Origin of the sequence: Fictibacillus aquaticus, from assembly GCF_002245695.1 — a bacterium.
In the GTDB taxonomy this organism is placed as follows: Bacteria; Bacillota; Bacilli; order Bacillales; family Fictibacillaceae; genus Fictibacillus; species Fictibacillus aquaticus.
Genome location: NZ_NOII01000003.1, coordinates 613,823 through 640,723, shown reverse-complemented (window position 1 = coordinate 640,723; position 26,901 = coordinate 613,823). Strand labels below are relative to the sequence as shown.

At 42.2% G+C, this 26,901-nt stretch carries 30 protein-coding genes; 14 read left to right on the top strand and 16 right to left on the bottom strand.

Annotated elements, in window-relative coordinates; translation table 11 throughout:
* Window positions 1-25: 25 nt before the first annotated feature.
* From dpaL to CGZ90_RS13560, 3 genes are all read right to left on the bottom strand, one after another.
* Window positions 26-1,231: a diaminopropionate ammonia-lyase gene (dpaL, locus tag CGZ90_RS13570; RefSeq protein ID WP_094253144.1), complete on the bottom strand. Its 1,206-nt coding sequence runs from the start codon at window positions 1,229-1,231 to the stop codon at window positions 26-28.
* A 33-nt stretch (window positions 1,232-1,264) separates the two neighbouring features.
* Entirely contained in the window at window positions 1,265-1,651 is a 387-nt protein-coding gene (locus CGZ90_RS13565) for a Rid family detoxifying hydrolase (protein WP_094253035.1), read from the bottom strand.
* A gap of 254 nt (window positions 1,652-1,905) precedes the next feature.
* A complete protein-coding gene (locus tag CGZ90_RS13560) occupies window positions 1,906-3,675 on the bottom strand; it encodes a sigma-54-dependent Fis family transcriptional regulator (protein ID WP_094253034.1) in 1,770 nt (589 codons plus the stop codon).
* A 292-nt stretch (window positions 3,676-3,967) separates the two neighbouring features.
* On the opposite strand from CGZ90_RS13560, the gene CGZ90_RS13555 reads away from it, so the two are divergent.
* Window positions 3,968-5,644, top strand: a complete 1,677-nt coding sequence (locus CGZ90_RS13555) for a M14 family metallopeptidase (RefSeq protein ID WP_094253033.1) — start codon at window positions 3,968-3,970, stop codon at window positions 5,642-5,644.
* Between the two features lie 66 nt (window positions 5,645-5,710).
* Here the strand turns inward: CGZ90_RS13555 and CGZ90_RS13550 are convergent, their stop codons facing one another.
* Window positions 5,711-6,130 carry a DUF3805 domain-containing protein gene (locus CGZ90_RS13550; RefSeq protein WP_133063592.1) on the bottom strand — a complete coding sequence of 140 codons (420 nt, stop codon included), beginning with the start codon at window positions 6,128-6,130 and terminating at the stop codon, window positions 5,711-5,713.
* Window positions 6,131-6,290: 160 nt separating this feature from the next.
* Between CGZ90_RS13550 and CGZ90_RS13545 the strand changes: the two genes are divergently transcribed.
* A complete protein-coding gene (locus CGZ90_RS13545; protein WP_094253031.1) occupies window positions 6,291-6,986 on the top strand; it encodes a nucleotidyltransferase domain-containing protein in 696 nt (231 codons plus the stop codon).
* Window positions 6,987-7,579: 593 nt separating this feature from the next.
* Here CGZ90_RS13545 and CGZ90_RS13535 read toward each other — a convergent pair.
* A complete protein-coding gene (locus CGZ90_RS13535; RefSeq protein ID WP_094253029.1) occupies window positions 7,580-8,836 on the bottom strand; it encodes an MDR family MFS transporter in 1,257 nt (418 codons plus the stop codon).
* 100 nt (window positions 8,837-8,936) lie between these two features.
* Here CGZ90_RS13535 and CGZ90_RS13530 point away from each other — a divergent pair, with 100 nt between their 5' ends.
* A complete protein-coding gene (locus CGZ90_RS13530; protein WP_094253028.1) occupies window positions 8,937-10,580 on the top strand; it encodes an ABC transporter substrate-binding protein in 1,644 nt (547 codons plus the stop codon).
* Between the two features lie 71 nt (window positions 10,581-10,651).
* Here CGZ90_RS13530 and CGZ90_RS13525 read toward each other — a convergent pair whose 3' ends face one another.
* Both CGZ90_RS13525 and CGZ90_RS13520 read right to left on the bottom strand, forming a co-directional pair.
* Window positions 10,652-11,356, bottom strand: a complete 705-nt coding sequence (locus CGZ90_RS13525) for a nuclease-related domain-containing protein (protein ID WP_094253027.1) — start codon at window positions 11,354-11,356, stop codon at window positions 10,652-10,654.
* Window positions 11,357-11,751: 395 nt separating this feature from the next.
* Window positions 11,752-12,393 carry a hypothetical protein gene (locus tag CGZ90_RS13520; protein WP_094253026.1) on the bottom strand — a complete coding sequence of 214 codons (642 nt, stop codon included), beginning with the start codon at window positions 12,391-12,393 and terminating at the stop codon, window positions 11,752-11,754.
* Between the two features lie 312 nt (window positions 12,394-12,705).
* Between CGZ90_RS13520 and CGZ90_RS13515 the strand changes: the two genes are divergently transcribed.
* The 3 genes from CGZ90_RS13515 (at window position 12,706) to CGZ90_RS20775 (ending at window position 14,835) form a co-directional block, all read left to right on the top strand.
* Complete coding sequence (locus tag CGZ90_RS13515) at window positions 12,706-14,073, top strand: short-chain fatty acid transporter (protein ID WP_205727399.1); 1,368 nt, start codon at window positions 12,706-12,708, stop codon at window positions 14,071-14,073.
* Between the two features lie 183 nt (window positions 14,074-14,256).
* Window positions 14,257-14,634, top strand: coding sequence for a DUF5412 family protein (locus tag CGZ90_RS13510; RefSeq protein ID WP_094253025.1), 378 nt, complete (start codon window positions 14,257-14,259; stop codon window positions 14,632-14,634).
* Window positions 14,635-14,694: 60 nt separating this feature from the next.
* Complete coding sequence (locus CGZ90_RS20775; RefSeq protein WP_165766856.1) at window positions 14,695-14,835, top strand: hypothetical protein; 141 nt, start codon at window positions 14,695-14,697, stop codon at window positions 14,833-14,835.
* Window positions 14,836-14,878: 43 nt separating this feature from the next.
* Here CGZ90_RS20775 and CGZ90_RS13505 read toward each other — a convergent pair whose 3' ends face one another.
* From CGZ90_RS13505 to CGZ90_RS13495, 3 genes are read right to left on the bottom strand one after another with little or no spacing between them, the layout of a single operon-like run.
* Entirely contained in the window at window positions 14,879-15,043 is a 165-nt protein-coding gene (locus CGZ90_RS13505) for a hypothetical protein (RefSeq protein WP_240515435.1), read from the bottom strand.
* A 21-nt stretch (window positions 15,044-15,064) separates the two neighbouring features.
* Complete coding sequence (locus CGZ90_RS13500) at window positions 15,065-15,565, bottom strand: GNAT family N-acetyltransferase (protein ID WP_094253023.1); 501 nt, start codon at window positions 15,563-15,565, stop codon at window positions 15,065-15,067.
* A gap of 55 nt (window positions 15,566-15,620) precedes the next feature.
* Entirely contained in the window at window positions 15,621-16,115 is a 495-nt protein-coding gene (locus CGZ90_RS13495; RefSeq protein ID WP_094253022.1) for a sigma-70 family RNA polymerase sigma factor, read from the bottom strand.
* 295 nt (window positions 16,116-16,410) lie between these two features.
* On the opposite strand from CGZ90_RS13495, the gene CGZ90_RS13490 reads away from it, so the two are divergent.
* Window positions 16,411-16,944 carry a hypothetical protein gene (locus tag CGZ90_RS13490; protein ID WP_094253021.1) on the top strand — a complete coding sequence of 178 codons (534 nt, stop codon included), beginning with the start codon at window positions 16,411-16,413 and terminating at the stop codon, window positions 16,942-16,944.
* 12 nt (window positions 16,945-16,956) lie between these two features.
* Complete coding sequence (locus CGZ90_RS13485) at window positions 16,957-17,508, top strand: hypothetical protein (protein WP_094253020.1); 552 nt, start codon at window positions 16,957-16,959, stop codon at window positions 17,506-17,508.
* A 47-nt stretch (window positions 17,509-17,555) separates the two neighbouring features.
* Here the strand turns inward: CGZ90_RS13485 and CGZ90_RS13480 are convergent, their stop codons facing one another.
* The 3 genes from CGZ90_RS13480 to CGZ90_RS13470 are packed head-to-tail and all read right to left on the bottom strand — an operon-like array spanning window position 17,556 to window position 18,969.
* Entirely contained in the window at window positions 17,556-18,149 is a 594-nt protein-coding gene (locus tag CGZ90_RS13480; protein WP_094253019.1) for a hypothetical protein, read from the bottom strand.
* Window positions 18,150-18,196: 47 nt separating this feature from the next.
* Window positions 18,197-18,514: an S-Ena type endospore appendage gene (locus CGZ90_RS13475; RefSeq protein ID WP_094253018.1), complete on the bottom strand. Its 318-nt coding sequence runs from the start codon at window positions 18,512-18,514 to the stop codon at window positions 18,197-18,199.
* A gap of 20 nt (window positions 18,515-18,534) precedes the next feature.
* Complete coding sequence (locus CGZ90_RS13470) at window positions 18,535-18,969, bottom strand: S-Ena type endospore appendage (protein ID WP_094253017.1); 435 nt, start codon at window positions 18,967-18,969, stop codon at window positions 18,535-18,537.
* A 91-nt stretch (window positions 18,970-19,060) separates the two neighbouring features.
* Between CGZ90_RS13470 and CGZ90_RS13465 the strand changes: the two genes are divergently transcribed.
* The gene (locus tag CGZ90_RS13465; protein WP_094253016.1) at window positions 19,061-19,528 is read left to right on the top strand and encodes a hypothetical protein; all 468 of its coding nucleotides are present in this window, start codon (window positions 19,061-19,063) and stop codon (window positions 19,526-19,528) included.
* A gap of 224 nt (window positions 19,529-19,752) precedes the next feature.
* On the opposite strand, the gene CGZ90_RS13460 is transcribed toward CGZ90_RS13465, so the two are convergent.
* Entirely contained in the window at window positions 19,753-20,931 is a 1,179-nt protein-coding gene (locus tag CGZ90_RS13460; RefSeq protein WP_133063591.1) for a glycoside hydrolase family protein, read from the bottom strand.
* 214 nt (window positions 20,932-21,145) lie between these two features.
* Here CGZ90_RS13460 and CGZ90_RS13455 point away from each other — a divergent pair, with 214 nt between their 5' ends.
* Window positions 21,146-21,865 (top strand): alpha/beta fold hydrolase, encoded by a 720-nt coding sequence (locus tag CGZ90_RS13455; RefSeq protein ID WP_094253014.1) that lies wholly within the window; start codon window positions 21,146-21,148, stop codon window positions 21,863-21,865.
* 95 nt (window positions 21,866-21,960) lie between these two features.
* On the opposite strand, the gene CGZ90_RS13450 is transcribed toward CGZ90_RS13455, so the two are convergent.
* Window positions 21,961-22,377, bottom strand: coding sequence for a DUF3139 domain-containing protein (locus tag CGZ90_RS13450; RefSeq protein WP_165766855.1), 417 nt, complete (start codon window positions 22,375-22,377; stop codon window positions 21,961-21,963).
* A gap of 283 nt (window positions 22,378-22,660) precedes the next feature.
* Between CGZ90_RS13450 and CGZ90_RS13445 the strand changes: the two genes are divergently transcribed.
* Window positions 22,661-23,077 (top strand): HIT family protein, encoded by a 417-nt coding sequence (locus CGZ90_RS13445; protein WP_094253012.1) that lies wholly within the window; start codon window positions 22,661-22,663, stop codon window positions 23,075-23,077.
* A 169-nt stretch (window positions 23,078-23,246) separates the two neighbouring features.
* Window positions 23,247-24,092, top strand: coding sequence for a hypothetical protein (locus CGZ90_RS13440; RefSeq protein ID WP_094253011.1), 846 nt, complete (start codon window positions 23,247-23,249; stop codon window positions 24,090-24,092).
* 51 nt (window positions 24,093-24,143) lie between these two features.
* Here CGZ90_RS13440 and CGZ90_RS13435 read toward each other — a convergent pair whose 3' ends face one another.
* Complete coding sequence (locus CGZ90_RS13435) at window positions 24,144-24,902, bottom strand: hypothetical protein (protein WP_094253010.1); 759 nt, start codon at window positions 24,900-24,902, stop codon at window positions 24,144-24,146.
* A 609-nt stretch (window positions 24,903-25,511) separates the two neighbouring features.
* Here CGZ90_RS13435 and CGZ90_RS13430 point away from each other — a divergent pair.
* Both CGZ90_RS13430 and CGZ90_RS21225 read left to right on the top strand, forming a co-directional pair.
* Window positions 25,512-26,747 carry a helix-turn-helix domain-containing protein gene (locus CGZ90_RS13430; protein WP_165766854.1) on the top strand — a complete coding sequence of 412 codons (1,236 nt, stop codon included), beginning with the start codon at window positions 25,512-25,514 and terminating at the stop codon, window positions 26,745-26,747.
* A 15-nt stretch (window positions 26,748-26,762) separates the two neighbouring features.
* Entirely contained in the window at window positions 26,763-26,888 is a 126-nt protein-coding gene (locus CGZ90_RS21225; protein WP_276206767.1) for a hypothetical protein, read from the top strand.
* The last annotated feature ends 13 nt before the right edge of the window (window positions 26,889-26,901 follow it).

The window sequence follows — 26,901 nt, the reverse complement described above, 5'->3', positions numbered from 1 at the left end:
TCCCCTTTCATCTCTTTAACAGGTTTTAACGCAGAGGATATGTACCTTCCCATACGACATTTCGGTAGTGCTCTGGATCGGTGTCTCCTTCCGTATTAATCACCAAGATGCGTGAGTTTTCGTTTAATTCAAGTTCAGTTTTAATCTCGATTAAACTTTTGTTCTTAGCCAATTGATAAAGCAAACCAGTCGTTACCGATCCTGATTCACCAGATATAATCCGCGTGTCTTCCTTAAGCGGATTTCCTAGAATCCTCATTCCAAGGGCTGAAATCCGATCATCACATGAAAAGGATGCTTCACAGCAATGCCGCAAAATTTCCCATGCTCTCGGGTTAGGCTCCCCGCAAGCGAGACCTGCCATGATGGTGTTCATATCTCCGGTCACCACCTGAAAACCATCGCCATCACTTGTGAAAGATCGATAAAAACAATCCGCCTGGTGCGGCTCAGCCAAAACTACCTTTGGAGTGTTTTCTTTATAATGCTGAACAAGATACGCCGCTACTGATGCTGCAAACGATCCGACACCAGCCTGCAAAAAAACATGTGTCGGCGGTTCAGCTGTATGTTCCAGCATTTGTTCCGCCGCTTCCTTAGCCAATGTTGCATAGCCTTGCATAATCCATAGCGGCACTTTTTCATATCCTTCCCAAGACGTATCTTGGATGATAATCCAGCCGTTAGCCTGTGCATGGCTGGCTGCAATCCGAACAGAATCATCATAGTTATACTCTGTAATATCAGCTTCTGCCCCTTCATCACGGATGGCTTGAAGCCTTCTGACAGAAGATCCCTTAGGCATGTAAATGACCGATTTATGCCCGAGTTCCCTTGCCGCCCATGCCACGCCTCTGCCATGATTACCGTCTGTGGCTGAGATGAACGTGATTTCTCCAGTCAGTTCTCTTGCTTCTGGAGATCGCAACTCGCCGAAAGAAAGAGTTTCAATATCCCGTCCCAGCTTTTCAGCCAAATACCGGCCAACCGCATAAATACCACCGAGCACTTTAAACGCGTTCAATCCAAACCGATGAGATTCATCTTTAACAAAAACGTCCTGAAAACCTAGTGATGCCGCAAGATTTGATAAACGGACAAGCGGGGTTTTTGCATAAAGAGAATGCGTGCTTTGAAATTGATGGACATCTTGAATGTCTTGTTCGAAAAATCCAGCTAAAACGTCTTTAGATGGGGATTTCTTAAAGCGATTAATCTGCCACTGAACCATCTCTCTGCTTGTTTGCTGCAATGTCCTTCCTCCTTATCCCTTCATGCTGGCAATCACTTCAATTTCAATCAAGGCATCTTTAGGAATTCGCGCGACCTCAACACAGCTGCGAGCCGGCAACGAATCTCCGAAATACGTTCCATAAATCTCATTCACTGTCTGAAAGTCTTTCAGGTCTTTTAAGAAAATCGTTGTTTTCAGCACTTGGTCTAATGAAGATGAAATATCAGCTAATAAGCTTTTAATATTTTCAAGCACCTGTTTTGTTTGAACAGAGATCTCTTCCTCTGCCATCTCTCCATTGACAGGAACGATTGGCAGCATCCCCGATAAGAAGGCAAGATCACCATGAATAACAGCTTGCGAATAAGGTCCAATTGCTTGAGGCGCAGCTTTCGATACAACTAATGTTTTCGTCATAATTTCCTCCTGTCGTTTGATACCTATATTTATAGCAAGAAGCATGCCAACTTTTAATAACGCTGTTCTACAGGGAAAGTTACTCCTCTTAAAAGCAAAAAAGCCCTTAACAGGCTTTTTATCTACTATTAATAGATAAAAATAGTATCAAAACGAGACTAGAATTAACTTTATTTTCTGATAATTAACCATACAATAAGGATTGTCTCAAATTGATACTTTATATAGAAGGTCTCATTGTGATACTTTTCAACCTATAACTCATAGTATTTTATCTTCCGGAATAGAGTAGCTCTTCCAATTCCAAGCAATTTACTTGCTTCATCTACCTTTTCACCCTTTTTCTTTACATGGTCGAGAGCACTTTTTATCAGTTCCTTTTCCATTTGTTCTATTGAAAAGGATGCAAATTGCTTTAAAGGCACTTCTGCCGGGATGGCCATTGCTTGCAGGGAAAGCTTCTTCTTCACATAATCTCCGGCGTTTTCCATCGTAATAATGCCTTCGCTCACAAAGTTAAGGATATATTCAATAAAGTTCTTCAGCTCTCTCGCATTGCCGGGCCACTGATAGTCCTGCAATATGGCTCTCAAATCATCGCCAACACCTTTTACATTAGAGTGAAACTGTTGATTAAAAAGCTGAATAAAATAGTCCGTGAGCGCGATAATATCTTCTTTTCTGCTTCTTAATGGAGGCAATAGAATCGGTATTACATTCAGGCGGTAAAACAAATCTTCGCGAAACTCTCCTTTATTCACCATTCTGTGCACATTGCGGTTGGTGGCCGCAATAATCCGAACGTCCACCGGTATGAGACGATTTCCGCCTACTCTCTCAATCTCACGCTGCTGCAGCACACGCAAAAGTTTTACCTGAAGCAGTGCTGGCATTTCCCCAATTTCATCTAAAAAAATCGTCCCTTTATTAGCGAGTTCAAACTTGCCCTTCTTCCCGCCCTTTACTGCCCCGGTAAATGCTCCCGACTCATACCCAAACAGTTCACTCTCCAGTAAATTTTCTGGAATGGCCCCGCAATTGACCGTAATAAACGGCTCTTTATTCCGATCACTCGCCTGATGGATTGCGCGGGCAAAAACTTCCTTGCCCGTACCGCTCTCTCCTTGCAAGAAAACAGTAGAACTTGATTTGGAAACCTTATAGGCATACTCTTTTAATTCCTTGATCTGGGCGCTTTCACCTATGACCGAGTCGAATGCTTTCCGGCTCTCTTTATCGGTAAAAGCTGCTGTTTGCTGGATATCCTGTATGTCTTGAATGACGACCATTTTTTCAGGATTTGATTTGGAAACGACAAAGTCTTGGCCGTATACTAAGAAATCTTTATATGACTCCTTAATTTTCAGCGTTATTCGGTGTTTGTCCTCGTTAGCCGTATGAACCAATCCACTTAGCTTCTCTAAGGTTTCCTCTGGAAGTTCTTCCGCTCCCTTTACACAACCTAGAAGTTTCATAGCTTTGGCATTCAACTGTTTGATTTCCCCATTGCAATCCAGCATCAGGATTCCCTGATCCACCATATTCATCATTTTATAAAGCTTTTCAGAATGTCCTTTAAGTTCTACCATCAATTCATATTCTTTTAGTTTGCTAGCGATTAAACCTGCCATTTTATATAAAAATTGCTCGTTATCTTCCTTATTTGAAAAAAGCCGCTTTCTTTGTTTTTCATTAAAAGCTAACAAGCCGATCACACCAATGACTCTATCACCCATTCGGATGGGAGCACATATTTCCCCCGTTTCTGAACAATTTTGGTAGTACGAGCAATGCGTACATACTTCATGAAAGCCGGGGTTTTCTATTACAATCGTCCGTCCTGTGCGAATGGCAGACTGATAGACAAGATCTCCCTCCATTTTGTGAAGGACTCCAGCCTTCGTCTTTCCCGTTCCCGCGACACGCATTAAATTATGGTCCGCTATCTCTACCTCAATCTTCAGTACCGCAGCAATCGCATCAGCAATCTGCTGAACAGCTGGCTGTATGTCCAATAAGTTCAACGTATCTCCCCCAATCAAAAAAACAATAACCTATTTAATATAGTTTGACAGGCGTATGGATTTCCCTTGAAACAATAAATGGAAATGAAAGCGTTTAGTTTTTTTATTAGTTCATTCATCACAGTTTTTAATGTAAGTACCGTTTCCTATTGCCTACCTATTCGACAACCTCTAGATTACAATCGCAACCCTTTGCCCCATTCCTTCGACAACAGCACACAAATAATCCCAATATAATGTTCATTGTGCTAATTTAGTGAATAATACAACAATTAATCCGAGGAGGGAGTTTATGAAAAAAGTATTTCGTTCGACTTCTATCGCCTTGTCACTCGCTCTAACTGCTGGATTGTTCGCTCCAGCTGGAGGTCTAGCTCAATCTGTTCATGCTGCTGAACAAGAATTCGTTCCTTATTACGGCACGGGACCAAGCTACATACAACCCGAGAATATCGCTCACCTTTTCCCTAAGCCGGATGTGAAGTTTGATACCCCTGGTTTTCAAGAAGGGAAGGTCGCCTTTACGAGCCAGGAAGAAATGATGGACGTGCTCAAACAGATCGCGCACAAAAACCGTCATGCAAAACTGAAGATTCTCGGAAAATCGGCTGAAGGGCGCGACATCCCGTTATTGTATTTCAGCAAAAATTCTCACCATCATAAAAGCAAAGCGCACAAGAAAAAGCCGCTCGTCTGGGTGCAAAGCCAGATTCACGGCAACGAGCCTGCATCAGGAGAATCGACGCTTGTTCTCGCTAAATTGTTAGCAGAAGGCCGTCTCGGCAACGTGCTCGATAAAGTCGATATCGCCATCGTCCCAAGGGTCAATCCGGACGGTTCCTACTATTTTAAGCGTTTCGTTGCGAACGACATGGACGCCAACCGTGATTATATGAAGGCCGAATATGTTGAGGTGCAGACCGTTCATAAAGCGATCAACGCCTACCAGCCGGATGTTGTGCTCGATTCTCATGAATACACGGTCAATTCGTCTCAGCTGAAGCAGTTCGGGGAAAAAGGCTCGCTGCAGTCATACGACCTGCTCATTTCTTCGGCTAAAAACTTGAACATTCCGGCACAACTGCGCAAGACATCGGACAACCTGCTGCTTCCGAATGTACACAAAACGCTAGATAAAGCGAAGCTCAGCCATCACGATTACTACACTCTTGCGCTGGAAGACGGACAACTTGTCGCGACAGAAGGCAGCACAGAAACACGCATTGGCCGCAATGCGCTCGGTCTGAAGAATACGCTCACTTACCTGATTGAGACGCGCGGCATCAACATTGGCCGAGCTGATTTTGAACGTCGAGTCTATGCACAGGTTGTCGCTCAGGCATCTTTTATTAAAAATACAGCCGCACACGCAGATAAAGTGACCAAAGCCGTTCAAAAAGCCCGCAAAGAAGTGATCTTAAAAGGACTGAAAGCCAACGATCATGACAAGATCGTCGTGACGAGCGAAAACAAGCGTGTTCCGGATCAGAAGCTTGAGGTCGTGGATCTCGCGAAAGCTGAGAAAGTGGACATTCCAATTGTTTGGGAAGATTCAACTGAGGCATACCCGACACTGGAACGCGAACGTCCGACAGCATATATCTTGCCGCCAGGTCACGATGATGTCGCCCGTAAGCTTCAGATTCTCGGTGTGCGTGTTGAGAAACTATCACGCGCAGCCGTTCTGCCAGTGGAAAGCTATAACGTCACAAGCAGCACGATTTCCAAAACGCCTGAAAGCGGGCACTATACTAACAAGGTCACAACAGACGTAACGAAAAAGAAACAAGCCTTCCCGGCTGGCAGCTATGTATTTCACATGGCACAGCCGAACGCCAACTTCATCGCGCTGGCACTTGAACCAGAATCTGTCGACAGCTATGTAACGTTCAATTATATTCCTGTTAAACAAGGAGATGAAATACCGGTTTATCGTTATATGGAAGGAAAAAGATTGAGGACAAAATAAAGAACTAACCGGGGTCCGGTACCAAAATGGTACCGGACCCCGGTTAGTTTTATCGTCTAAATTCGATTAGGCTGGCTGGATACTATAAATAATATCCTCAGCAGTGGATAATTCCCTTGATTTTTGGTCGCTAATGTAAGTACATAACAGCATTCTATTTTTAAGAACAATAATCCAAATCTTCACAAAATCCTTTTCAGGAGAAGTTCCTGCCGTTAAAGCAATAGTGCTGTAAGGTGTCTCAATAATCTTCTTCGTATTACGATTAATATTGATCTCAAATTGCTCAATAACATCGTTCAAGTGTTCCATTGCAATTTCATCGGCTGCTCTTTGTTCTACTATATTAAAACAAGAAATTTGAAGCGCTCCTCTTCCATCAACCGTATCGTAGAATGTAAGGAGGTCTTCTTCTTCTTCCAACTCCCATTTTTCAGGTAAATCTATCTCAAACCAGTCTTCAAAAACAATGGTGTTAAATTTCATTTCATCATTACCCCGATCCTGTCCAGTTACTACATTATTCAATATTCCGTTAAGCTATTAGATTATCCTCTTTCTTAAACAGCGAGTTGTAAACAAGGCAACGCCAAGAATTTGTCGAAATTCCTATCTTAACAGTTTAAGTACTACGGAGGACAAAAGTATGAAGTTAAATCCTATTCTTGCAGCAAAGCGTTTTATCGAAGAGTTCCATGAAGATTGTCAGTTTGCCTTATTAGCTGGCAGTGTATCAAAGGGATTAGCAACAGCGAGTTCCGATTTGGATATTATCGTCTTTTACGAAGATCGACCTAATACACGAGAAAGCTATGAACGATATGATTGGAAAATTGAATCGTTTGTTCATAACCATTCTTCTTACATAGAGTACTTTGCGAAAGAAAAACAAAGCGGACGACCTGTTTTAGCCAATATGATCAGAGACGGACTTGTTTTGAAAGAACACCCTGTCATTGACTCCATTAAACAGCATGCCAGAGATTATTTAAATGAAGGACCAAAAGCGTTAACACCTGAATTTATTCAGTCGTCACGTTATTTTGTCTTTGATTTGCTTGATGATTTTGCAGATTCGAAAAATGAGGATGAAGCTATGATTACCCTTAATCTGCTGTCCATTCAGGTTGCTGAATTCATTCTTCGTTACAACCATCAGTGGATCGGCCGCGGAAAAGGATTAGTTAGAACGCTTAAAATGTATGATGAAGCATTGTCTGCACGGTACTTCAGCACATTAAATGAGTATTATCAAAATCGAAATAAACAACCATTCGTCGACTTAGTCCATGAAATATACGCTCCGTTAGGCGGTCCGTTGTTCGATGGATTCAAACTATAGATGGTAAAGCAAACTTATAATTGTATAAAGATATAATAAAAAACGACCAGACAAACATCTGGTCATTTTCAATGTTATTTCCAAATCTTATATTGATAGTTCTTTTGCTATTCTTTAATAAGAGATATTTTCAAAGTTGTTTTCCCTATAAAATAGGTAAGAAAAAAATGAACTGAGCTCACAGTAAATAAAATGAAACTTGCTTCTACTATCAATATATAAAGCGAAAACATTGATTGGAAAACATGCACAAAGTAGAATGCCATAATTATTACTAAGACACTGATCAAAGCCACTTTAATTCTTTTGTTTTTAAAACAAATAAAAATGATACAAGAAAGAGAACTGATCATTACTGCTCCACCAGCGAGAAAGAAAGCACTGTTTATGTAATCAAGCAGGCTAGGAAAGTATTCATCTCGAATTGGCTTACTCGATAAACAAACGAACGTAGATATTGTTAAAGATAATAATATCCAGCTCCAAAAGATAAATTTTTTCACTTAAAACCGTCCCCCGAAAACGTGTGATTTTATGGAAATAAAAGCCGATTGGGGTACGGTACTAAAGGTACCGTACCCCCATTATGTTAACTAAATCGCCTTCTCTGCAGCTGCAGCTGCCCCTGCCCTCACCCGCTCTCTTAAAAAGAACCCGGAATAGATGAACACTGCTCCTGTGAAAATGATAATTCCCATGTAAACCGACATCATCGTTGGTACGAGGAATGTTCCGATTATGATGCTCGACCTTGCCAGCAGATCGGCTCCGCTGAACGACAGGTTCGCGAATGCAGAATAGGAACCTCGCTTGTCGTCTGGAATCATGTTCGCTTTTTCGCTTTCTTTTATCGGTGAATAAATCAGTTCGCCGAGCGTCGCGATCACATTAAACATGACGAGCACATACCAGACGTTAGCTGATGTAACCGTAGAATATCCAATTCCATACAGCAGCAGTCCAAAGATGAACATTTTTCTTTTATCAAATTTATCAGTGATTCGGTTAATCAAAAACGTGAAGCATACTACAAACAGCATGTTCTGGACGTTCATCATACTCAGCATCCTCACACCGCTAATCTCAAAATCTCCTAGATTAACTGTCTGAAATGTTTCCGCCAGCCGGATGCCGATGTAACTGTTCAATGTGAATTCAGCGGAAAAGATAAACGTCGAACCGAGCACCACTTTTACAAACGCACTGTCACGGAATGCGATTCTGTAGTTTTGAATCATGTCCATCACGACGTTTTGATGCTTTTGCTGCAAAATGAAGTGAGATTCTTCCTTCAGCCAGATGTAGTACGCGATCGGAACTGATAGGGATGTCACCGAAAGCATCATAAACAGCTCAACCTGATGGCTCTGATACAGCAATCCCCCAAGCGCAGTACCAATGGCCATAGAAAGATTCGTCATCCAATAATCAAGTGTGTATACTTCTTTTCGATTTTCTGGTGTTGTGGAATCCATGATAATCGCATGCATCGCCGGCCGGCCTAAGCTGCTCGTTACGATAAACGACGTGTACGCGAAGGCGAACAGCCAGATCAGGTTATCTTCAGGCAGCAAGCTGATTGTCATCGTTAAGAACATCATCGCACTTAACACTGAAGTCATCATAAGTACTTTTTTACGGTGAAAACGGTCAGAAATATAGCCGCCGATCAAGTTGACGACAAACCCTACAGCCACGGTCAGGATCAGAAATGTCCCGGCCCAGATTTTCCCCTTTTCTTGTGCGAAGAATAGTGCCATAAACGGCATAACAGCCGACGAAACAGCACGGTTAAAGAACGCCGTGATCAGGCGGACCTTAATGTTTTGCGGATATTCTCTCCATCCCATGTTGTTCCCTCCCTTTTTCTTCCTTTATGTTAAACTAGACTAAGATAGTTAAAAATAGACAGTTTCATAAAAAATGTCCACTTATCAGGAGAGATATGTAATGGATAAAAATCTGTTGGCACTATGGCGCCACTTTCCATCTGGGAGCATCAAAATTGAGACAGCCGCAGAAACGCTCGAGCTGAGCACAAAACAGACGACCCGCCACTTACAGCGGTGGTCTGCTGAAGGCTGGCTAAAATATACCGCCGGCCGGGGACGGGGCAATGCCTCACAATTGGAATGGCATAAAGAAGTCGAACAAATTTATGAGGAGCAGATGCTGAAGATGCTCGATGAAGAGCCGGTCGAACACGCGAGCAAGTACCTGCTCTACGACTGGTCAGATGCATGCCGTCTGCGCTTGATGAATAAGTTTCACACGAAATTCGGTTATATCCAGCAAAGCGATGACCGGCTGATCGTCCCGCGCCGCCGTCCGTTCATCACAACTCACCCGGTTGAAGCGACCGATGCGCACAGCGCCCGTATTGTGGCGAATGTTTACAACCGGCTCATTACAATGACAGAGACTGATGCTATTTTGCCAGAAATTGCTCATAGCTGGGAAGTGACACCAACCCGTTTGCGGCTATATTTGAAAAAGGACATCGCATTCCACGATGGCTCCATTTTGACTTCAAATGACGTCGTTAATTGCTTAGAAAAACTTCGTGTTCACCATTTTTATCGTGATATCTGGTCACCGGTGGAGGCAATCACAGCCCCTGCCCCACTTGTCGTGGACATTCATTTCCCTAGCGGCTGCAGCTATTGCCTCCACATACTCGGTTCGTTTAACTGCAGCATCTATAAGGAAAATAACGGCCAGCTGCTTGGGACAGGTGCTTTTCACATCAGTGAAAATAATGAGAAGAAAACCACTCTTACCGCCTTTAGCGACTATTTTCAGGAGCGCCCACTGCTCGATGCCGTGGAGTTTGTCCAAGTGCCTGAAACGTTTGACATGATCTATCATTCTGCTCTCGAGGAGGAGAAGCACTCTACTTTCCAGGTCGAAAGCAGCTCAGGTTTTGGAGTTGTCATCATGAACATCTTCCGTGATTCCGACATTCAGCGAAAGGAGATCCGCGATTATATTCACGCTATTATTGCAAAAAACAGGCATACGATCGGCACCTTTGAACCGCGTGCTTCGGCAAGCGACCGTATCTGCCGCAACAGCGAACCTTGCTCCCTGCCTGAAGTAACCCGGCCTATTTTCACAAAACCGATTGTTATCAGGACAACCGAGCATACAAAGAGTACAACCGATTGGCTGATAGAGTGCTTGGAAAAGGAAGGCGTTCCAGTAGAAGTGCTGTCGCTGACGTTTAGAGAATCACTGACAAGAAGAGGCGCGAACCTGCAGGCAGACCTATTTATTCATGGGGAGATTTTTGAGCTGAACGAGGAGTTTTCTTTCTATAATTTTGTTAAAAATGGATACTCTCCGTTGAAGATGATTGTAAATTCAGAGCAATCCATCGGAAAAATACTAGATTCCTATACCACAACGCCCTTTGAAGCTTGGCCCGCATTGAATGCCGAGCTTGAGAAACTCCTGGCTCAGGAATCCATCATGATTCCGATCTACTCAGAAAAACGCCAGATTCCTTTCTCCTCTGAACTCATGAACGTCCAGATCAAGCACTTTGGGTATGTGGACTTTTCAAAGCTTTGGGTGAGGCCGGTAGTTAATTAAAAACAGTTCACAATATCCAAACCAAAAAGACATAAAATCAATAGGCAGGCGCATTCCTGCCTATCATTACACTAAAACTGTCTTGAGCCAAACCGTGTTACTGAGTTGCTTTTTTTCTTAGCTATTTCACTCACATGCTTTCCTTTGATCTCTAAATCTACAATATTCGCTTCTGTAAAACTTCTAAACGCCTCTTCAATTTCATTATCGTACAGCAAAGGTAATTTGCTTTCTGATTTATTAGAAGCTTCTTTTCGTTTAATAAACTCTGTGAGCTCAATATCGTAAATTACAAGTTCATTGGACGTTATTTTTCTTAGTTCAGGCTCTACCTTCACACGGGATCTTTTCGTAAAAGCAATAATTGAGATGAACAAATTTTCATATTTTTCATCTAAACAAGCTGCAAGTGCCCTTATATGTCCGTAATTTTGAGCCAGCGGATTACCAACGTTAAATTTCCCGTTGACACTCCATGTTTTTCTGGTTTTTCCACCATAAACTGTACCTTGATAATTCTTTGATTCAATGACAAAAATTCCAAATGGGCTAATGAGGACATTATCAATTTGAGAATACCCAGTAAATGATTTTGGGTTTTTAATTAACAAGTCACTTAAATAACGATAATTTTTTGGGAACTGGCTGAGTTGTAAATCAATTTTGTATTCACCTAGCTCCCCTTTACGTACTGCTTGCTTATTATTGGGGATTATAGTTTCCTCGACAGTTTTTAAAAATTGATCTGCTTTTTTACGAAGAAAAAAATTCAGCATACTTAGTGACTCCCTCTCCTTACCTTTATGTCGATATCTCTTAATATCGGCGAAAATAAAAATTTTCAAATGGAGATTATTATGTATTGGAAGATAATACAGAGTAAGGAATAGTAGTGAATTTCAAGTTATAGTATAGGAAAGTGATAACAGAAACAGGTCGGCTTCACCATTCTACGAGCTAAAAATAAAAATAATTTAAACAAGTGTTTAAGGACTAGAATAGTATTTCTAAATAAAACCAACTAGACCACACATCCAGCGGCTCGCTCGCTAAACAGCGCCACAGCTATCAATAGCTTTTTCTTCTTACTCCAGTTTCTTATAAACTTTCTAAAGAAACGAGCAATACTTATCCAATCAACAGAGACTACCCAATAAAATAACGTTCCTCATCACTTAACAATCACATCACTGCATCTAGGCTTATTCTGCAACTCTCCTTCAATTGAGTCGCTGCAATACAGTTCAAAAGCGCTCTTGTGATCTTCCATCAGTTGATGATAGTCATTTGCCTCTGTTTTTACATCCAATTTCTTTACAGCCACTTCAAACTTTACACTGCCAAAATGATTGAACTTCTCTCGAATACGAACGAGTTCTGCTATGACCTTTTGCTCGGCTTTCTCATCTACCACCGCCACAAATAAGCTAAAACCCATCTGGTCGTATCTTTTATTATCCATCTTTCCCGATTTACTATGTGGAGTGCAACTAAATATCACAGGCATTTCCCTCAGTTGAACAAGCTCGGGAGAAACCAGGCGCACGACTCCATAATAATCATTAATTCCTTCCATTCTAAACCGTTCTTCCGGATGACCTTTCGGATAAGCCTCAATGTAAGTGGTGTTATTTCCAAATTGATATTTTACATCAGCAATTACAAACTCCTTACCGTATTTCTCCTTTAAATGCGCCGCTGCCTCTCGTTCTGCTTTCGTCTTGTTCCCCAGAAAGATTTCGCAGCTGTTAAACAGCACCAAGAAAATAATAGAATTGCAGATTACCCCGAATATCATTGCTCTCTTTTTCACTTGTATACTCCCAAAAATGACTTTTATTCTACTATATGCCAACATGAAAATATTTACAAAACAGGGTTAATTCAAAGAACGGGGTACGGTACCATTTCTCCTCATCCGGGTGTTCTACCCGCAGTGAGAGAATGGTACCGTACCCCAATTATGTTAACCAGCAGCTTGTTCTGTCTTTCGCCATCAAGCATATACATGCAGTAATTAAACATTTGTTTAAAATAGTGATCTTTTAGAAAGGGTATCGCCTTCTTTTAAAGAAGTTATCATAGATTGACAAAATTTTACTTGCGGAAGGAGATTGATGTCTGAATGAGCCAGCCAGGTGTAGATGTTGTGCAAGAAAAAAGCGGAAAAGAATCTCTGTTAACAAGGACAGCGAATGTGCTGTCGAGATGGTCGAACAAGTATGTGCCTGATGCATTTGTTATCGCGGTATTGCTCACCCTATTTGTATTTATTGTGGCCTTTTTTATGAATCCTTCTGAACCGATGCCGATCCTTAAATCATGGGGTGACGGCTTCTGGACGTATTTAGCGTTCACTATGCAAATGGTGCTCCTCATGGTCACGGGTATGACCTTAGCGAGTGTACCTTTCATCAATAAGGGCCTTCAGGTCGTGGCACGTCTTGCGAACACACCGCAAAAAGCATACGTCCTAACGTTCCTGATCAGTGCACTCGCCTACTACATCAACTGGGGACTGGCCGTTGTTGTCGGTGCAATCATGGCAAAAGAGGTCGCATCCAAGAACGCAAAAGCACATTTCCCTCTCCTTGTCGCTGCGGCTTATGCGCCAACAGCGCTATACAGCGCCGGGCTTTCCAGCTCGATCGGTCTAACCATTGCAACAGAAGATCACTTCCTTGCCAGCGTGATGGGTGTAATCCCAACATCAGAAACCATTTTCAGCTTCTCCACTGTCACTATTTTCTTAGCTCTGCTTATAACGATGCCAATAGTGATACTGCTCATGGCTCCTAAAAAGAATATAATCAGCTATCAAAACACCGAAACCGTACAAACAGTCACAGTAAAACCAGACAAAAAGAATCTTACCTTTGCAGAAAAATTAGAATGGACGCCATTTTTAGGCATCGTCCTCGGTGCGATTGGCGTCGTGTATTGCGGATATGAATTCACGAACGGTCGCAGTCTTGATCTGAACATTATAAATATCTTCTTCCTATCGCTTGGCTTGCTGCTGCACGGCTCGCTGAACAATTTTTCACAAGGATTTAAAGAAGCGACGCAATCCATATCGCCGATTATCCTGCAATTCCCGTTCTATGCAGGAATTATTGCTGTGCTAGCTAGCTCTGGAATGGGAGCAAACATCATTGAATGGATGACGTCCATCTCATCAAAATCAACCTTTGATATCTTCACATACTGGTCAGCAGGACTTGTAAACCTGCTCGCTCCGTCAGGCGGAGGACAATGGGCACTGCAAGGACCGCTTCAAGTCCCAGCCGGTATGGAGCTTGGCGTCGACCCTGCTACCATCGCAATGGCTGTTGGCTGGGGCGATGCTTGGACCAACCTGATCCAGCCATTCTGGGCACTTCCATTGTTAGGTGTTCTCGGACTTAAAATCAAAGACATTATGGGCTACTGCTTCATCCTCTGCATCTGGGTCGGCCTTGTAACAAGCGTACTCATGCTGTTCCTGTACTAAATGAAGTTCATGGGGTACGGTACCATTTTCAACCGCCCGGGTGTTCACGCCCTAAGCAGAAAATGGTACCGTACCCCCATTATGTAAACTCCACCACTCGTCAATTTCCCGGGGAATTTGACAACTTGTGTCGACATGATTTAACTCATACAAAATCATCTATGCTCTAAAAGGAGAAACCATGTGAAGAAGAAACGCTACATTTTGCTAGGTGTTTTAATTGTTTTCGGCATCATCCTTTTTGATGTCACTAACGTTAAACTTGATGAATTGCCTAAAGGTAAATTCCTGTCAGAACATAGCTCTCCTTTTAACGACAATGTAGCCAAGGCTTATTTAATAGATGATGGCGGGGCTACAGTAAGAGCTTCTATAAGAGTTGAAGTTGGCGACGGAAGTGAAGCTGAAACGATATATTGGAATTATGACGAAAGCTCAGTAAACATAAAATGGCTTGATAAAGAAACAATCGAGATAAATGGGCACATCTTAAACATATACGACGAGACGTATCACTGGAAAGATGATCCGGATTGGGAAAAAAACAGAGGAAAATACTAAACGAAGTAGAAATATTTATTAATGGCACACATAAGGTAAGAAACAAGGAGCGTGATATGTATGGATGGCTTAAAAACACCATTGAACGGCATATCAATGCAAGATGCTTTTGAAAAGATAAAAAAAGAAGAACAGCAAAGCATAAACAAATTAGAAAAGAAGCCTAGTTCTTTATCCAAAAGACTTAAACCAAAGCAATAAAAAAGAAGCGACAGACCCACGTCGCTTCTTTTTTCTTCCCCTTTTAAAGCATTACACACCGCTCACGCACTTCTTCCTTCAATTCCAGAACAAACGGATTCCCGCTAATACTTTTGCGCACTTCATCCGTTATTACACTTTCACATTTCACCACTGTTTCATCACACTTCGGCATTACACTGCCATCAAAATAAACCGGCTTTTCCATCCCATTACTCCCCTTCAGCATTTACTTTAATCCCAGCCGCCAATCGTTGCATTGCATAATACTTCCCGGCGGATACTCCAGCTCACATTTTCCAAGCAATTCAAAGCCTAGCTTACGGCAGATCGCATTGGATGCTGTATTACTAATGGAAGGAAAGGCGTGAATAGACGCATGCTTATTCTCTGCCCTCGCTGCTTCAACCGCCAGCTTGGCGGCAGCTCCCGCGATTCCTTTACCCTGAAATGTTGGCAGAACGCTCCAGCCCGTCTCGTACACATCCTCACCTTTCCAGGATGTTTGCCAGTATCCAACTGACCCAGCAGCAACAGAATCCAAAGTTACGATGAACATCTGCCCTCTTTCGCCAAGTTCAAGATAACGCTTATGGCGCTGCAAAATCTTCTCTTCACTTTCAGGTCCGCCTAAATGCTCCGTCATCACAGCAGAATTTAGGTCAAACAGCAGCTCGAGGTCCTTATCCTGCCATTTATGAATCTGAATCATTTGATTTGTAATCACCATGATCACCCCTTATCTTCTCTCTATACTCTTTCTCTTTTTGGATAAAAATCCCTTCTCAACGCAACGTCCTAAGCTTCTTCACCACCCGCTTCCGCCAGCTCTTCACCGCACCTACACTCACACCATACTCCGCAGCAATATCCACCTCGCGTTTTTGGTTACAGATCCGCTCGACCACCCAGCGCTGTTCGAGTTTAGTCAGCTTTTCTAAGTAATATGCGATAGCTTCCTTCTCAAGCAATGGAATGGTGTCATACACCGCTTTTGATAAAATATTTTCATAAATTTCAGGCACCATCGGCATTATTCGCTTCTCTCTATTTGATTCTTTCCGCAGTTCATCCATAATGCCACCCGATATGCGGAGATTTGCTAATGATGGAAATGAGCCCTTTGTCTCGTCGAATTCACTCCAAGCTTTCCATAAGCCGATAAGCCCCGCCTGATAAAACATTTCAAACCGCTCACCCGTCAAACCCAATACCTTCAGCCTGCTCTTAATCAATGGATCAAACATCTTTGCCACTTTCTCAAAAGGCAAATCTCTCAACACAATCTTCCTTATAAAAGCGCGCACTTTACTGTATTCCGCCGGTAACTCCACTGTACGGTTTTCAAAAAAAACTTTCAGAAACGAAAAAGACTCTAAAGAATCTCGAAAAACGCATAAGTACCCTTGAAGCAATCGACTTCGAGGGTACTTATTGTGTTTTGCTCCAGGCAAGAGGTGAGTTTAGGCTTTATTTATAAAACAACGAAAAAAATGAAGATATATCCAAAAACGAAACTTTATGTAATAGTAAATGTATACATATGGTAAAAACAGGCATAAGGGGATAAATGTGATGACTAATACAAAGAAAATGCTCGGAGGACTGCTTTCGGCAGCTGTCATGTTAAGCGGGTGCAGCACTTCATACACGGAGAGCTATGATGAAGAAATTTATGACGAAGAAGTCTACACTGAACCTGATTTTGAAAACGACTATAGCAGCGACACGAGCTACTATCCTGAAGATGACGAGGGCTATGGAGAGATCGAGCTAGACCACCTGCAATCCTATTATCCTGACTTAGATCTTGAGGCTATGGAGGATTACTTAGAAGAAAACGGCCTGGAATACAACGAAGAAGAGCTCATCGCGTTTCTGGATGACCTTCAGGAAAACGGCGAAACAACCGTTTACGATAACTATTATGCGGACGAAAATGCGTTTCCTTGGTGGATTTTCTTATTGGCGAACACAACGAAAACAAAGCCATCGAGTAAAATTAAGTTCACTAAACCAACCACGAAGCCAACGACTACTACTACAACGAAATCCACAACCAAAAAGAGCTCAGGATTCGGTTCGGGGAGCACGAGCTCGGGATCATAAAGGAGGACGTCCATGCCGGACTGGCTCTACATCATCTTTATTTACCTATCAGGCTACACACTAATTCATCTATTCATATGGAAAGATTCGAACCGAAGCAAGAAGAAGCTGAGCACTAAAGGCATAATTGGGGTTTCACTATTCATTACAGCCATGATTTTTATCCCTATATCCATTATTGGAATCGTCTATGTAACAGCAATTAAAGGGACGAACTTCGTATTTGGGGGTCAGTTTTCAGGTAGCTGGGACAGCACGCTGGCACTCGGTCTTCACTTAGCAATTACTTTTTTAATCCTTAGCCTCTTTAATAAGCCTGTACAAAACATCATTAATCTAATGCTCCAAGAAAAATGGCGAGCATACCTTGCTACACCAATCCGGATCTTGTTAACGACAGGAATTATTTACTGGACGTTCAGTATATTTCCTTATACTGAGCCGCGATCACTTTTATATTGTTTTTTTCTTGCAGGCGTATTAGCAATTATCGATATCGCCGGAACGAATTGGCTCCAGAAACAAGAAAACAAACAAAGAAAAAATTCTCGACGAATCTCTTAAATTCGCTTCCCTAAGCGAGTTTAAGAGATTTTCAATTTCCTAAAACCCTACTCCAGCATCCTCTTCCCTATTGCGTTGTAATCCATATCAAATAAGAAGATCTTGCCGAATGGGAGAAAGGCTGTGTCGGGCTGTGTACCAGTCATGAGCGATACATCGATTTCTCCAGATTCATTATCAAATCGAAAAGATACTTTATGATTTGGAGAAGCAGTCAGGCCGGGAATCGCGGCCACCATGTAGCCGACATACAGCTGCCGGCCTTCAAAAGAGAAGCGATTCACATAGCCGCTCCCTGTTAAGTTCAGCTTCTCATTGCCATTTTGCATGTAGCCGCTTATTTTCGCCTCCGGAAAATAAGTAAATCCCTGCTGCTTGATTTTCTTATCTTCTTCTAAATCAATATCAAACTGCAGCTTCCAATTCTTATATTCAGATGTAAACGCTTTCAAATTATTTTGAACTAGCGGGTTCTTTTTTTCCATTAACGATTCCACGCTTTCCACGTTAACCGGCAGCGTGAACGCGAACTTGTCCGCACTCTTCTCTACACTTTGTGCTTCCTGTCTGCTGAGTACACTCGGAATAATGAGTACGAAGAGCAGGACAATGGACAGGACATAAGCACCAATCTGATTCATGTTATCCTCCTAAAGTACGGATAACCTTATTATACATTGATAATTCATTAAGCCAATACTTTCTTATATAGAATGATACAGTATGTCCCGCTGTCCCCTGCTGCAGCCGTAATCGTGAACTCAGTCGGCTGGTTGACAGACTGTGATGCAGTGTTTCCGGGTGCAGCACTCAATGCCCCCGCGGGTGTGGAGTCAGTCGTTGCCGTTACAGTCGCAGGGCTTGCGGCAGAGTTAAATACTTGGAACGTTCCGGAAAAATAGCTGCCGGCTGGAGCCGACCAGACGGTAATAGGTGCTGCACCTCCATTAAAATTCCCCGAAATCTTCTCTTGAAAGTATTGAGCTTGCGGATCAGTTGCACACATGGTTCATTCCTCCTATAAAACTATCTTTTTATATAATGAATGCTTAAACCATAACGGCCGCTGCACAATTCTGTGTGACCAGAGCAGACAATTTCAAGAGCTGCAATACACGGCAATGTCGCTGAGCGCGATTGGCCATATTGAGAGATTGTAAATACCAGCATATCGCTTTGCCCATTGCCCGTTGTATCCACATACACATCCATAACCGATAAACATTGGCTCGTAATCGTTAATGAGGCGGCTGGCAGGTTCTCACGATCAAGCCACCTCCAATACTGAACAGGACGGCCGTCACTCGGCTGCTGAATCGTTCCTGAAATCTCATCTGTGATAACCTCAGGCTGAGATGGAGGAACGGGAAAGAACGGCTCCTTATTCCGTGGATAGATGCATGAGCAGCTTTCTGGCGGAGAGCTGGCGGGGCATAAGTTAGGTCTCGCACGCTGTTTCATAAAACAACCCCTTTGCTTTTCATGCTATAGCCCTGTCCATTTCAAAAGGCATTCATAAGATAATACACAAACTATGTTGGAGTGACGGCGTGTGTGCTTAGACTGTCAAAATTGTGGCGGATCCGCATCAAATGGAAACCAAAAATTATTTTTCATCCAAACAGAGGACAGTACAGCTCTAACCTTTAACAGCGAGACAACAGTGCTCACATTGCCAGTGGTGAACGAGCAGAGCCTTCAGCCGGTTAAAATTGATGGCACAGTACAAGTGGCTGCTACGATCTCGCTCGGTTTAACATCGTATCAATACACCGTACTTATGAGGCTGTACCGAAACGGAACTCTTTTGACCACGAAAACACTGACACAAGGCGCCGCACTCTCCCTCTCCTTGGCCTTTACACAGATTACCGGCATCCCGCTCACCTATGTAGATAACGGCGCGCTCTTCGGGACGAACACCTATACTGTCACGCTAGAATTCTCCCAGCGGTCGAGCGCGTCGGTCTCAACGGCCGTGCAATCGCGGGCGTTAAATGCGGTGGTGTTTGCCATTTGAAGAGTGAGCGACGAACTTAAAGTTGCAAATAAACGGAGCAGTGTGCAAATAAAACGGTTCTCCTGCAAACTAAAAATCGCCGTACAAACAAATTTTCAGATCTGCAAATAAATGTTCGAGATTCGCAAATAAACATCCCAGATTTGCAAATAAACCTCTAAGATCCGCAAACAAATCACACACGCATAAGAAAAACCCCTCCGCAAAGGGGTTTTTCTTCTCTATCATCCACCCGAATTCGTCGCATAGCCGATATTCAGGTTTGAACCCGACGTGCCGCCCGTCATCCAGAACTTATAGCAAAGCGAATCACCGTGACCGTTGAACCGCTGCGGGTCGAACAGCACCCATGGATTGTATGTTCTTCCTGCGCGCCAGGCCACACCGTCATTGATGCTGAATATCGGGTTTCCGGCAAACTTCGTCCAGTTCACCCCATCTGTTGAGGTCGCACATCCGATTCCTTCACTCGAGCTGGTGACCCCTCCGCTATACCAAGCTCTGAAATCATTTGGTCCAAGCTGAATAACAACCGCATGCTCAGCCACATAATTTTGATCCCACGATCCAGGCGGACCTTTTGGAATGACGGCAAATGGACCGACCTTGCTCCAGGTGATGCCATCTACAGATACTGCCAGCGCAATCTGTTCCGTCGCGCCGTCTGTAATATCGTAATACATCACATATCGGTTATTGAATGGATTTGCTAGATCAAGAACAGCTGGATTCGCTGGGTAATACAAAATATCAGCCGGACCATAGCTTCCTCTGTTAAAATCTGTTGTCGGAATCGGGACTAACAATGGATTAGCCGCACTTTGGCTGATGTTCATATCATTGGTCCAGTTGATGCCATCAAGTGATGTCGCCGTCCGAATCATGTTCAGGACGATTGGATCGGTCATGTAAGGGTTCGGCGAGTCCCAATACCAAATACGGTACGGAGCACCAATACCGAATCCCGCCGGATCATATAAAATTCTCGAGTGGCGTGCCGTTCCTGTCAGGCCGGTCAGATTGCTGTCGAACGTCCAGTTGATCCCATCAGGTGAGTTGGCGACCGCAATCCCGCCAGCGCTCGCGATATCGTACCACATCTTATAGTAAGAAAAAGGGCCGTTCGGAGCGAATCCGTCGCTGCTGTACCTGACCGTTTGATAGTACGCGCTTGTAACCGGCGGATCATAAATCGGATTGTTCGGGTCTTCAATCCACGTGCAATCCAGCGTGCCGCATGGCTGAGGGGGAGAAATTATGCCACACCCAACAAAACAGACATCTTTACAATCAAATGTAATAAGACTTCCATCATCCAGTTCACCCGTAATACAATGCTTATTCAGCTGTATAAACGAAAAGGAGATGAATTGAGAGGAGTCCCACAGTGATACAGTAACCACCTCTCCCCGCTTAAGCTTTTTGAAAAAGTCACATATACAAGAATTATTTCCGGTATTCATCCACTCACCTCACCATCATGTTATGGGAGCATCTATTGATTTATATGAGTTCAGACTTGGACTATTGCTTAACATGAAGCTGCACAAGCTTATTAAAGCACCACTTTGCATTTATTGGTAAAATATACATGAACCTTGCGATTGGAGATGTTTTATGGGATTTGTAAAAGTAAATGGAGTGAATCTCTTCGTTAAAGTGTTGGGAGAACCATCAAACAAGCCTGCTGTTATCATGGATGCGGGTTATGGTGATTACTCAAAGACATGGGATTTAATCGTGCCTGATCTCGCCCGCGAAACTCAAGTGCTTGTCTATGACCGGGCTGGATTAGGCAGAAGCGAGACGAGTACGAACCCTAGGACGAGCCGTGAAATGGTAAAAGAACTGCATGAATTGCTTGATGCATTAGAACTGAAGATTCCATACATCTTAGTCGGCCACTCTTTCGGCGGAGTGAACATGCGCTTGTATGCATCAACCTATCCAGAAGAAATATGCGGACTCATACTCATTGATTCCACACCGGAAGACTATGTCGAGCGGTTCCTTCCGACGATGTCAGACGATTTTCAAAAAGCATATAACAGTCAATTCATTCACGAAGGCAATTACGATGAGTTTATAGAAAGCCTAAGACAAGTAAACGACTTAAGATCAACTTTACCTATTCCGTTAACCGTTATCTGTGCCGGTAAGAAATCACATTATTCGAAAGCGTCCCAAGAACTTTGGAATGAGATGCAAAGAGAACTGCTATCGCTATCAACTGAAGGGACATTTGTGCTGGCGGAGAACAGTGCACATTATGTGCAGCATGATGAGCCGGAGTTGGTATTAAGAGAGATTAAGGGTTTAATCAACAAATCAATTTAACGTAAAAGACACTGCATTCTCCGCAGTGTCTTTTACGTTTCATTTGTTATTGGTTTTCTTGTTAGCAGCCCAATAGGCTAAAATTATCTTTTTATCTACTTTTTATATAACACCTTATTCGTACGCCAATCAGTTACTTTTACAATCTCGTTGTTCTCATCAAATTCAACAGTGTGAGTAGGAAACTTTGCTCTTTTCTTTATATTTTCTAATGGTACTCCGTCTTGCTTGGCAGAAACCAGCACTCTGTTTTGACCTCTTCTAACCAAATATTGATACTCAATTCCTGGGTCATCTTTAAAGTAGACCGTCTTGCCTAAGAAATCACTCGTTTTGTTATAGTTCACATATTCCCGTTCTATATTTTCCCTAGTTGCCCCTTGAAACTCTATCACTTTTTCAATCCGTTCATCTGTCTGCTTTTCATATTGAGTGAAATAATATTTAGTTCCAAATGCAATTGTAAAAATAAAAGCAGTGCTAATAAGCAAGAACACAATTACTTTCTTCAACCTCTTCACCCATTTCTTAAATTAATGATGGTCTGACAATAACCAGATCAAACACGTTACATTTTTTAAGCTACGGATCTAAGTTAGAAATGGACTCCTCGAGATCCTTTCCCCCCATTCCTAACAAAAAAGAAACGAGCAAACAGCATAAAAGCCAAAATCAGCCATCACTTCTTCTAACTGTTTTTACTTATAGTGTAATATTACACCCGCCACTACCGGTTTACAATATATTCCTAACGTGAATGTTCTGATAAACTGTAGGAACAAGGAGGCTTATTCCATGACATATAACAAAAACTGCCCTTTCTGCAACCCGCATCAGGATCCAGATCAAAACATTCTATTTGAGAATGAAACATGTTATTTCCTGCAGCACAATAAACAGCAGGATGTGTTAGAGGGCTGCGGCTTGATAGTTCCAAAGAAACACCATAGCGATGCGTTTGCATTAACACCTGAAGAATGGAACGATACATACGAGCTGCTGCAAAAAGCAAAGGAATATCTGGATGAGAAGTTTTCGCCGGATGGCTACACACTAGGCTGGAATGTTGGTGAAGTATCCAATCAATCTATCCTCCACAGCCATTTACATGTCATCCCGAGGTATGCGGATGAACCTCTTGCCGGCAAGGGGGTACGGTACTGGCTGAAGCAGCCGGAGAACAAACGCGAGAAGCTTCATTCTAATAAATGAGGAAAAGCATCCTGTGTTAAAAGGATGCTTTTTCTAACCACATATTTAAACATCTGTTTAATTCCACGCATCATAGTAAATTACTAGAAAAATATCCTTATATCTCCCAATGGTTATGATACTATATTAAAGTAATATTACATCATGAAAAAGCACATAGGGGGAAGTTATGAAATTACAGAGATACATGCTGCTGGCTTTGATTCTCGTTTTGTCATTAACCGGCTGCGGAACCGACGAGACAGCTGGCAAACAGCAAGAGACAGCAGAAAAGCCGAATGCAGAGTTAGAAAAAGAGGGACAAGAGATTAAAAAGGAACTCACAGCTCAGGCAGATGGATTTTATAAACAGTTTAAAGATAATCAGCCAGAAGGTTACTTAGAAGAAGATGTATATAGTTCTTTGAGCACAGACTATAATCTATTGGCTCAAGCGATCGATTCTTCTACTATGCTGACTATGAACGCTAACGACGAAATAGAGAAAAATATGAGCAAGCTTAAGAAAAAGATCGAAGGCTTGCCAAATGAAAAAGCGGTAAAAGTAAAAGAAAACATGAACTCCGCAAAAAACGTTTATGAAGCTGTGTTTATGGAGGATTTCCACTCATTAATGAACCGTCTGGATCCTACCGATTCAATTGAGAACAAAGTGGGTAGCTTTCTTTCAAATGCGGATGGGTTAGATACGAACAAGGTTTATGAAGAAGCAGAATCAAGCCTTCTTCTTTTTGAGAGTGAGCAATACCTTGCTAGCAAGCTGCAAGCTAACTTGAAGAAATTCGAAGCAAACTTTGAAGGAGAAGATTTAGAAGAACTGCGCTCAGCCGTTGAGCACGCTGATTCTTCTGTAAAAACGCAATATAACATTCTGCAGCGTTTCTTGCCTGTGTTTGTTGATGATGGACAGTCTCCTGAAGATCTAATCAACAATGCGTATTCAGACTTCGAGGATGCTAAAAACAGCATGGAAAACCTTGAAGAAAGCCTTAGGGCTGAATATATAGAAGAATAGATCCTTATAAGTAAATCCGCCTCAACCTAGAGGCGGATTTATTATTTCCGCTTAATCGCCAACAGCGACTAGCATCAGATTATCTTCTAATGATTTTAAGCAAAGCTCTTTTAACCTGCCAGCGAAGTAACTTAACTTTCGATGGTTTAGATGATCTGTATTATATTTTGCTACGATACCTTCACAAATTGAAATCAACTCTATGATTTCAGACTTTGAGAATATCTTTTCTCCATAAGGATCCAAGTCTAACAGCAAATCAAAAGCCTCTCTTGGTCCCTTCTCTCTATATCGCTTAGCGTATTGCTCTTGCTTTGCCAGATAACCGGCTATACCTTCGTTAAATTTCACCGATTCATCTGATGTCTCAACATCCTTCTTCGTTTTTCCAATAGTAAAATCTATACCGGCATCAGAGCTGCATAAACCGCCGAAAATGGCGAGGTCCAAGAGATCGATTTCCTTTTTTGACTCATCATAAATTTTGATTGTTTCCGTTTCGATTGTAAGGGTGGCCCGTATTTTATCATTTAATGTGCAACTGATAACCAATCGATCATCATCTATATCAGTGTCCCCCAGCTCTACAACATATTTATGTAAGTCCTTCAAATCCAATCTTTCATTCTTAAACGCAAGTTGCAAAAGGCTGCAATTCACCAGTTCACAATAAAAAATAGAAGAATAATAGTATTGCTTGAATTCTGACATGTCTATCGAGAGCACAATCTCTGTTTCAGTTTCGTGAACACCAGTCAGCTTGCCTTGATAAAAATCGTTCATAACATCTCTTTGAATCTTTTTCTCCATATGCATCCACCTATTTGCTTTAATTATATCTTCCTTATATTAATAGAAGAACCTGGCAACTTGCGCCAGTAAATTAATTTTTTCCGTTCTCTTGAGCCATATGGAGTGAATCTTACGCCGGTTACGGGATAACTGGCGCTGCTTTGAATTTAAAAAGGCACTTTAACTAGTTAATATCTTTGTTTTTCTCAGCTTACGCCATTCAAATGCCAACTTACGCCATGCAGTCAAGCACTTGCGCTGATTATGAGCTCTCTTGCGCCGCAATTCCCTTTGCTTGCGCCGTTTTCCCTATCTTGCTCCAATCATTCTTCATTATGCGCCGCATACCTCTCAACTTGCGCCACTTGTACTAATATTTACGGTCCTCCCGCCCACAACATCTGCCCCACCTCAGTCCAGTTCCACCTGCTACCTTCTCTCCATGAAATTCTTCCCTGTTGAGAAAATCACCCTCATATCTGTACTTAAACCGCTCTCCAGCCCGTGATTTTATCAATATTTAGATAGTAAAACAGTCATAAAAACTCAAAATAATATGTTATGATATACAAAATGTTACATTTTATCTATAATTTCCCTAAATATAGGATAAAGGAGGCGGGCATTTTGATACGTGGGGAAAAGATAAAATATTATCGCGAAAAGAATAATCTCACTCAAAAAGAGCTGACAGATGGGATCTGTTCGATTCCTTATCTCAGCAAAGTAGAGAATAACCTGCTCCAGCCCTCAGATGAAATATTAGAGCTGCTATGTAACCGGCTAAACCTGAAGTATGAGGAGCTGACACCTTCCCTAAGTACGGAAGCCATAGTGAATTCACTGAAAGAGTGGTATGAAGAAATCAAGTTCAGGAACAAAGATAATTCCGATCATATCTACCAACAGATGCAAGAAAACATGATCGGAATACAAGACATTGAAATTCTAGCACTCTTTCATGTAATGAGTTCGAGGCATTTTATGCTGACGAATGAATTCGAGAGGGCGCAAAGCCACCTCGAGACAGCGTCTACATATCTTCATTATATTTCTGGGGAGACGAAAAGCTATTATTACTATTTTCTAGGTCTGTACGAGTATTTAAATGGCAGCTACGACAAAGCACTGGAATATTATTTGAAAGTTCAAGGAGCTGTGAACGAGCCAGAGTATTATTACCAGCTCGCACTCATCTATACGAAGCTGAACAAAATATCCATGGCCATCACTTCTACAGAGAAAGCTTTAGTTGAGTTTAATAAGAATATATTATTTTACAAGGTGATTGACTGTTACATTCTTCTGGCAGTGAACTATAATCGCATCCATGAGTGCGAAACAGCAAAGTCGTATCTCCAACTGGCATTAAGAGGAAGCAAGAGCTTGAAGGATGCCGACTATTTTAAAAAAGTTATCTATCATAATCTTGGCTTTGTTGCTCAGACCGAAAAGAAATCGGATGAAGCCGTTGACTATTTTTTGCAATCCATTCATGAATCACCCGAAATGCAGGGACGAGAGCTCACAATCTACCTACTTGCCAAGGAACTATTAAATATGGGCAAATGGGAAGAATGCGGGACTTGGATTCACAAAGGGATGTCACTTTTAACAGAGAAAAATAGTACATACTATCTGTTACGAGAACTTCAATACCAAGTCGAAACGGAAGATGACACTGAGGGATACAAGGCGTTTATTGAGACCGAAGCACTGCCTCACTTTTTAGATAAGAAAGATGTCAGTAATATTTGCAATTGCTACGAATGGCTCGGCAAGTATTATGATGCGCGTCATCATTATAAGAAGTCCAGTGAATGTTATGTAAAGGCGAATCAATTAAAAAACACCTACTATTAAAGGAGTGTTTCTATAATGAAAAAACATCTGTTAGGTATTAGTCTACTGAGCGTACTTATTGCTGGTCCAATTTATGCCCACGAAGAACTCCCAGATCCAGTTGTCATCAAGATCGGAAACGACATTGTTATCAAGCCTTAATATGATATTGCGA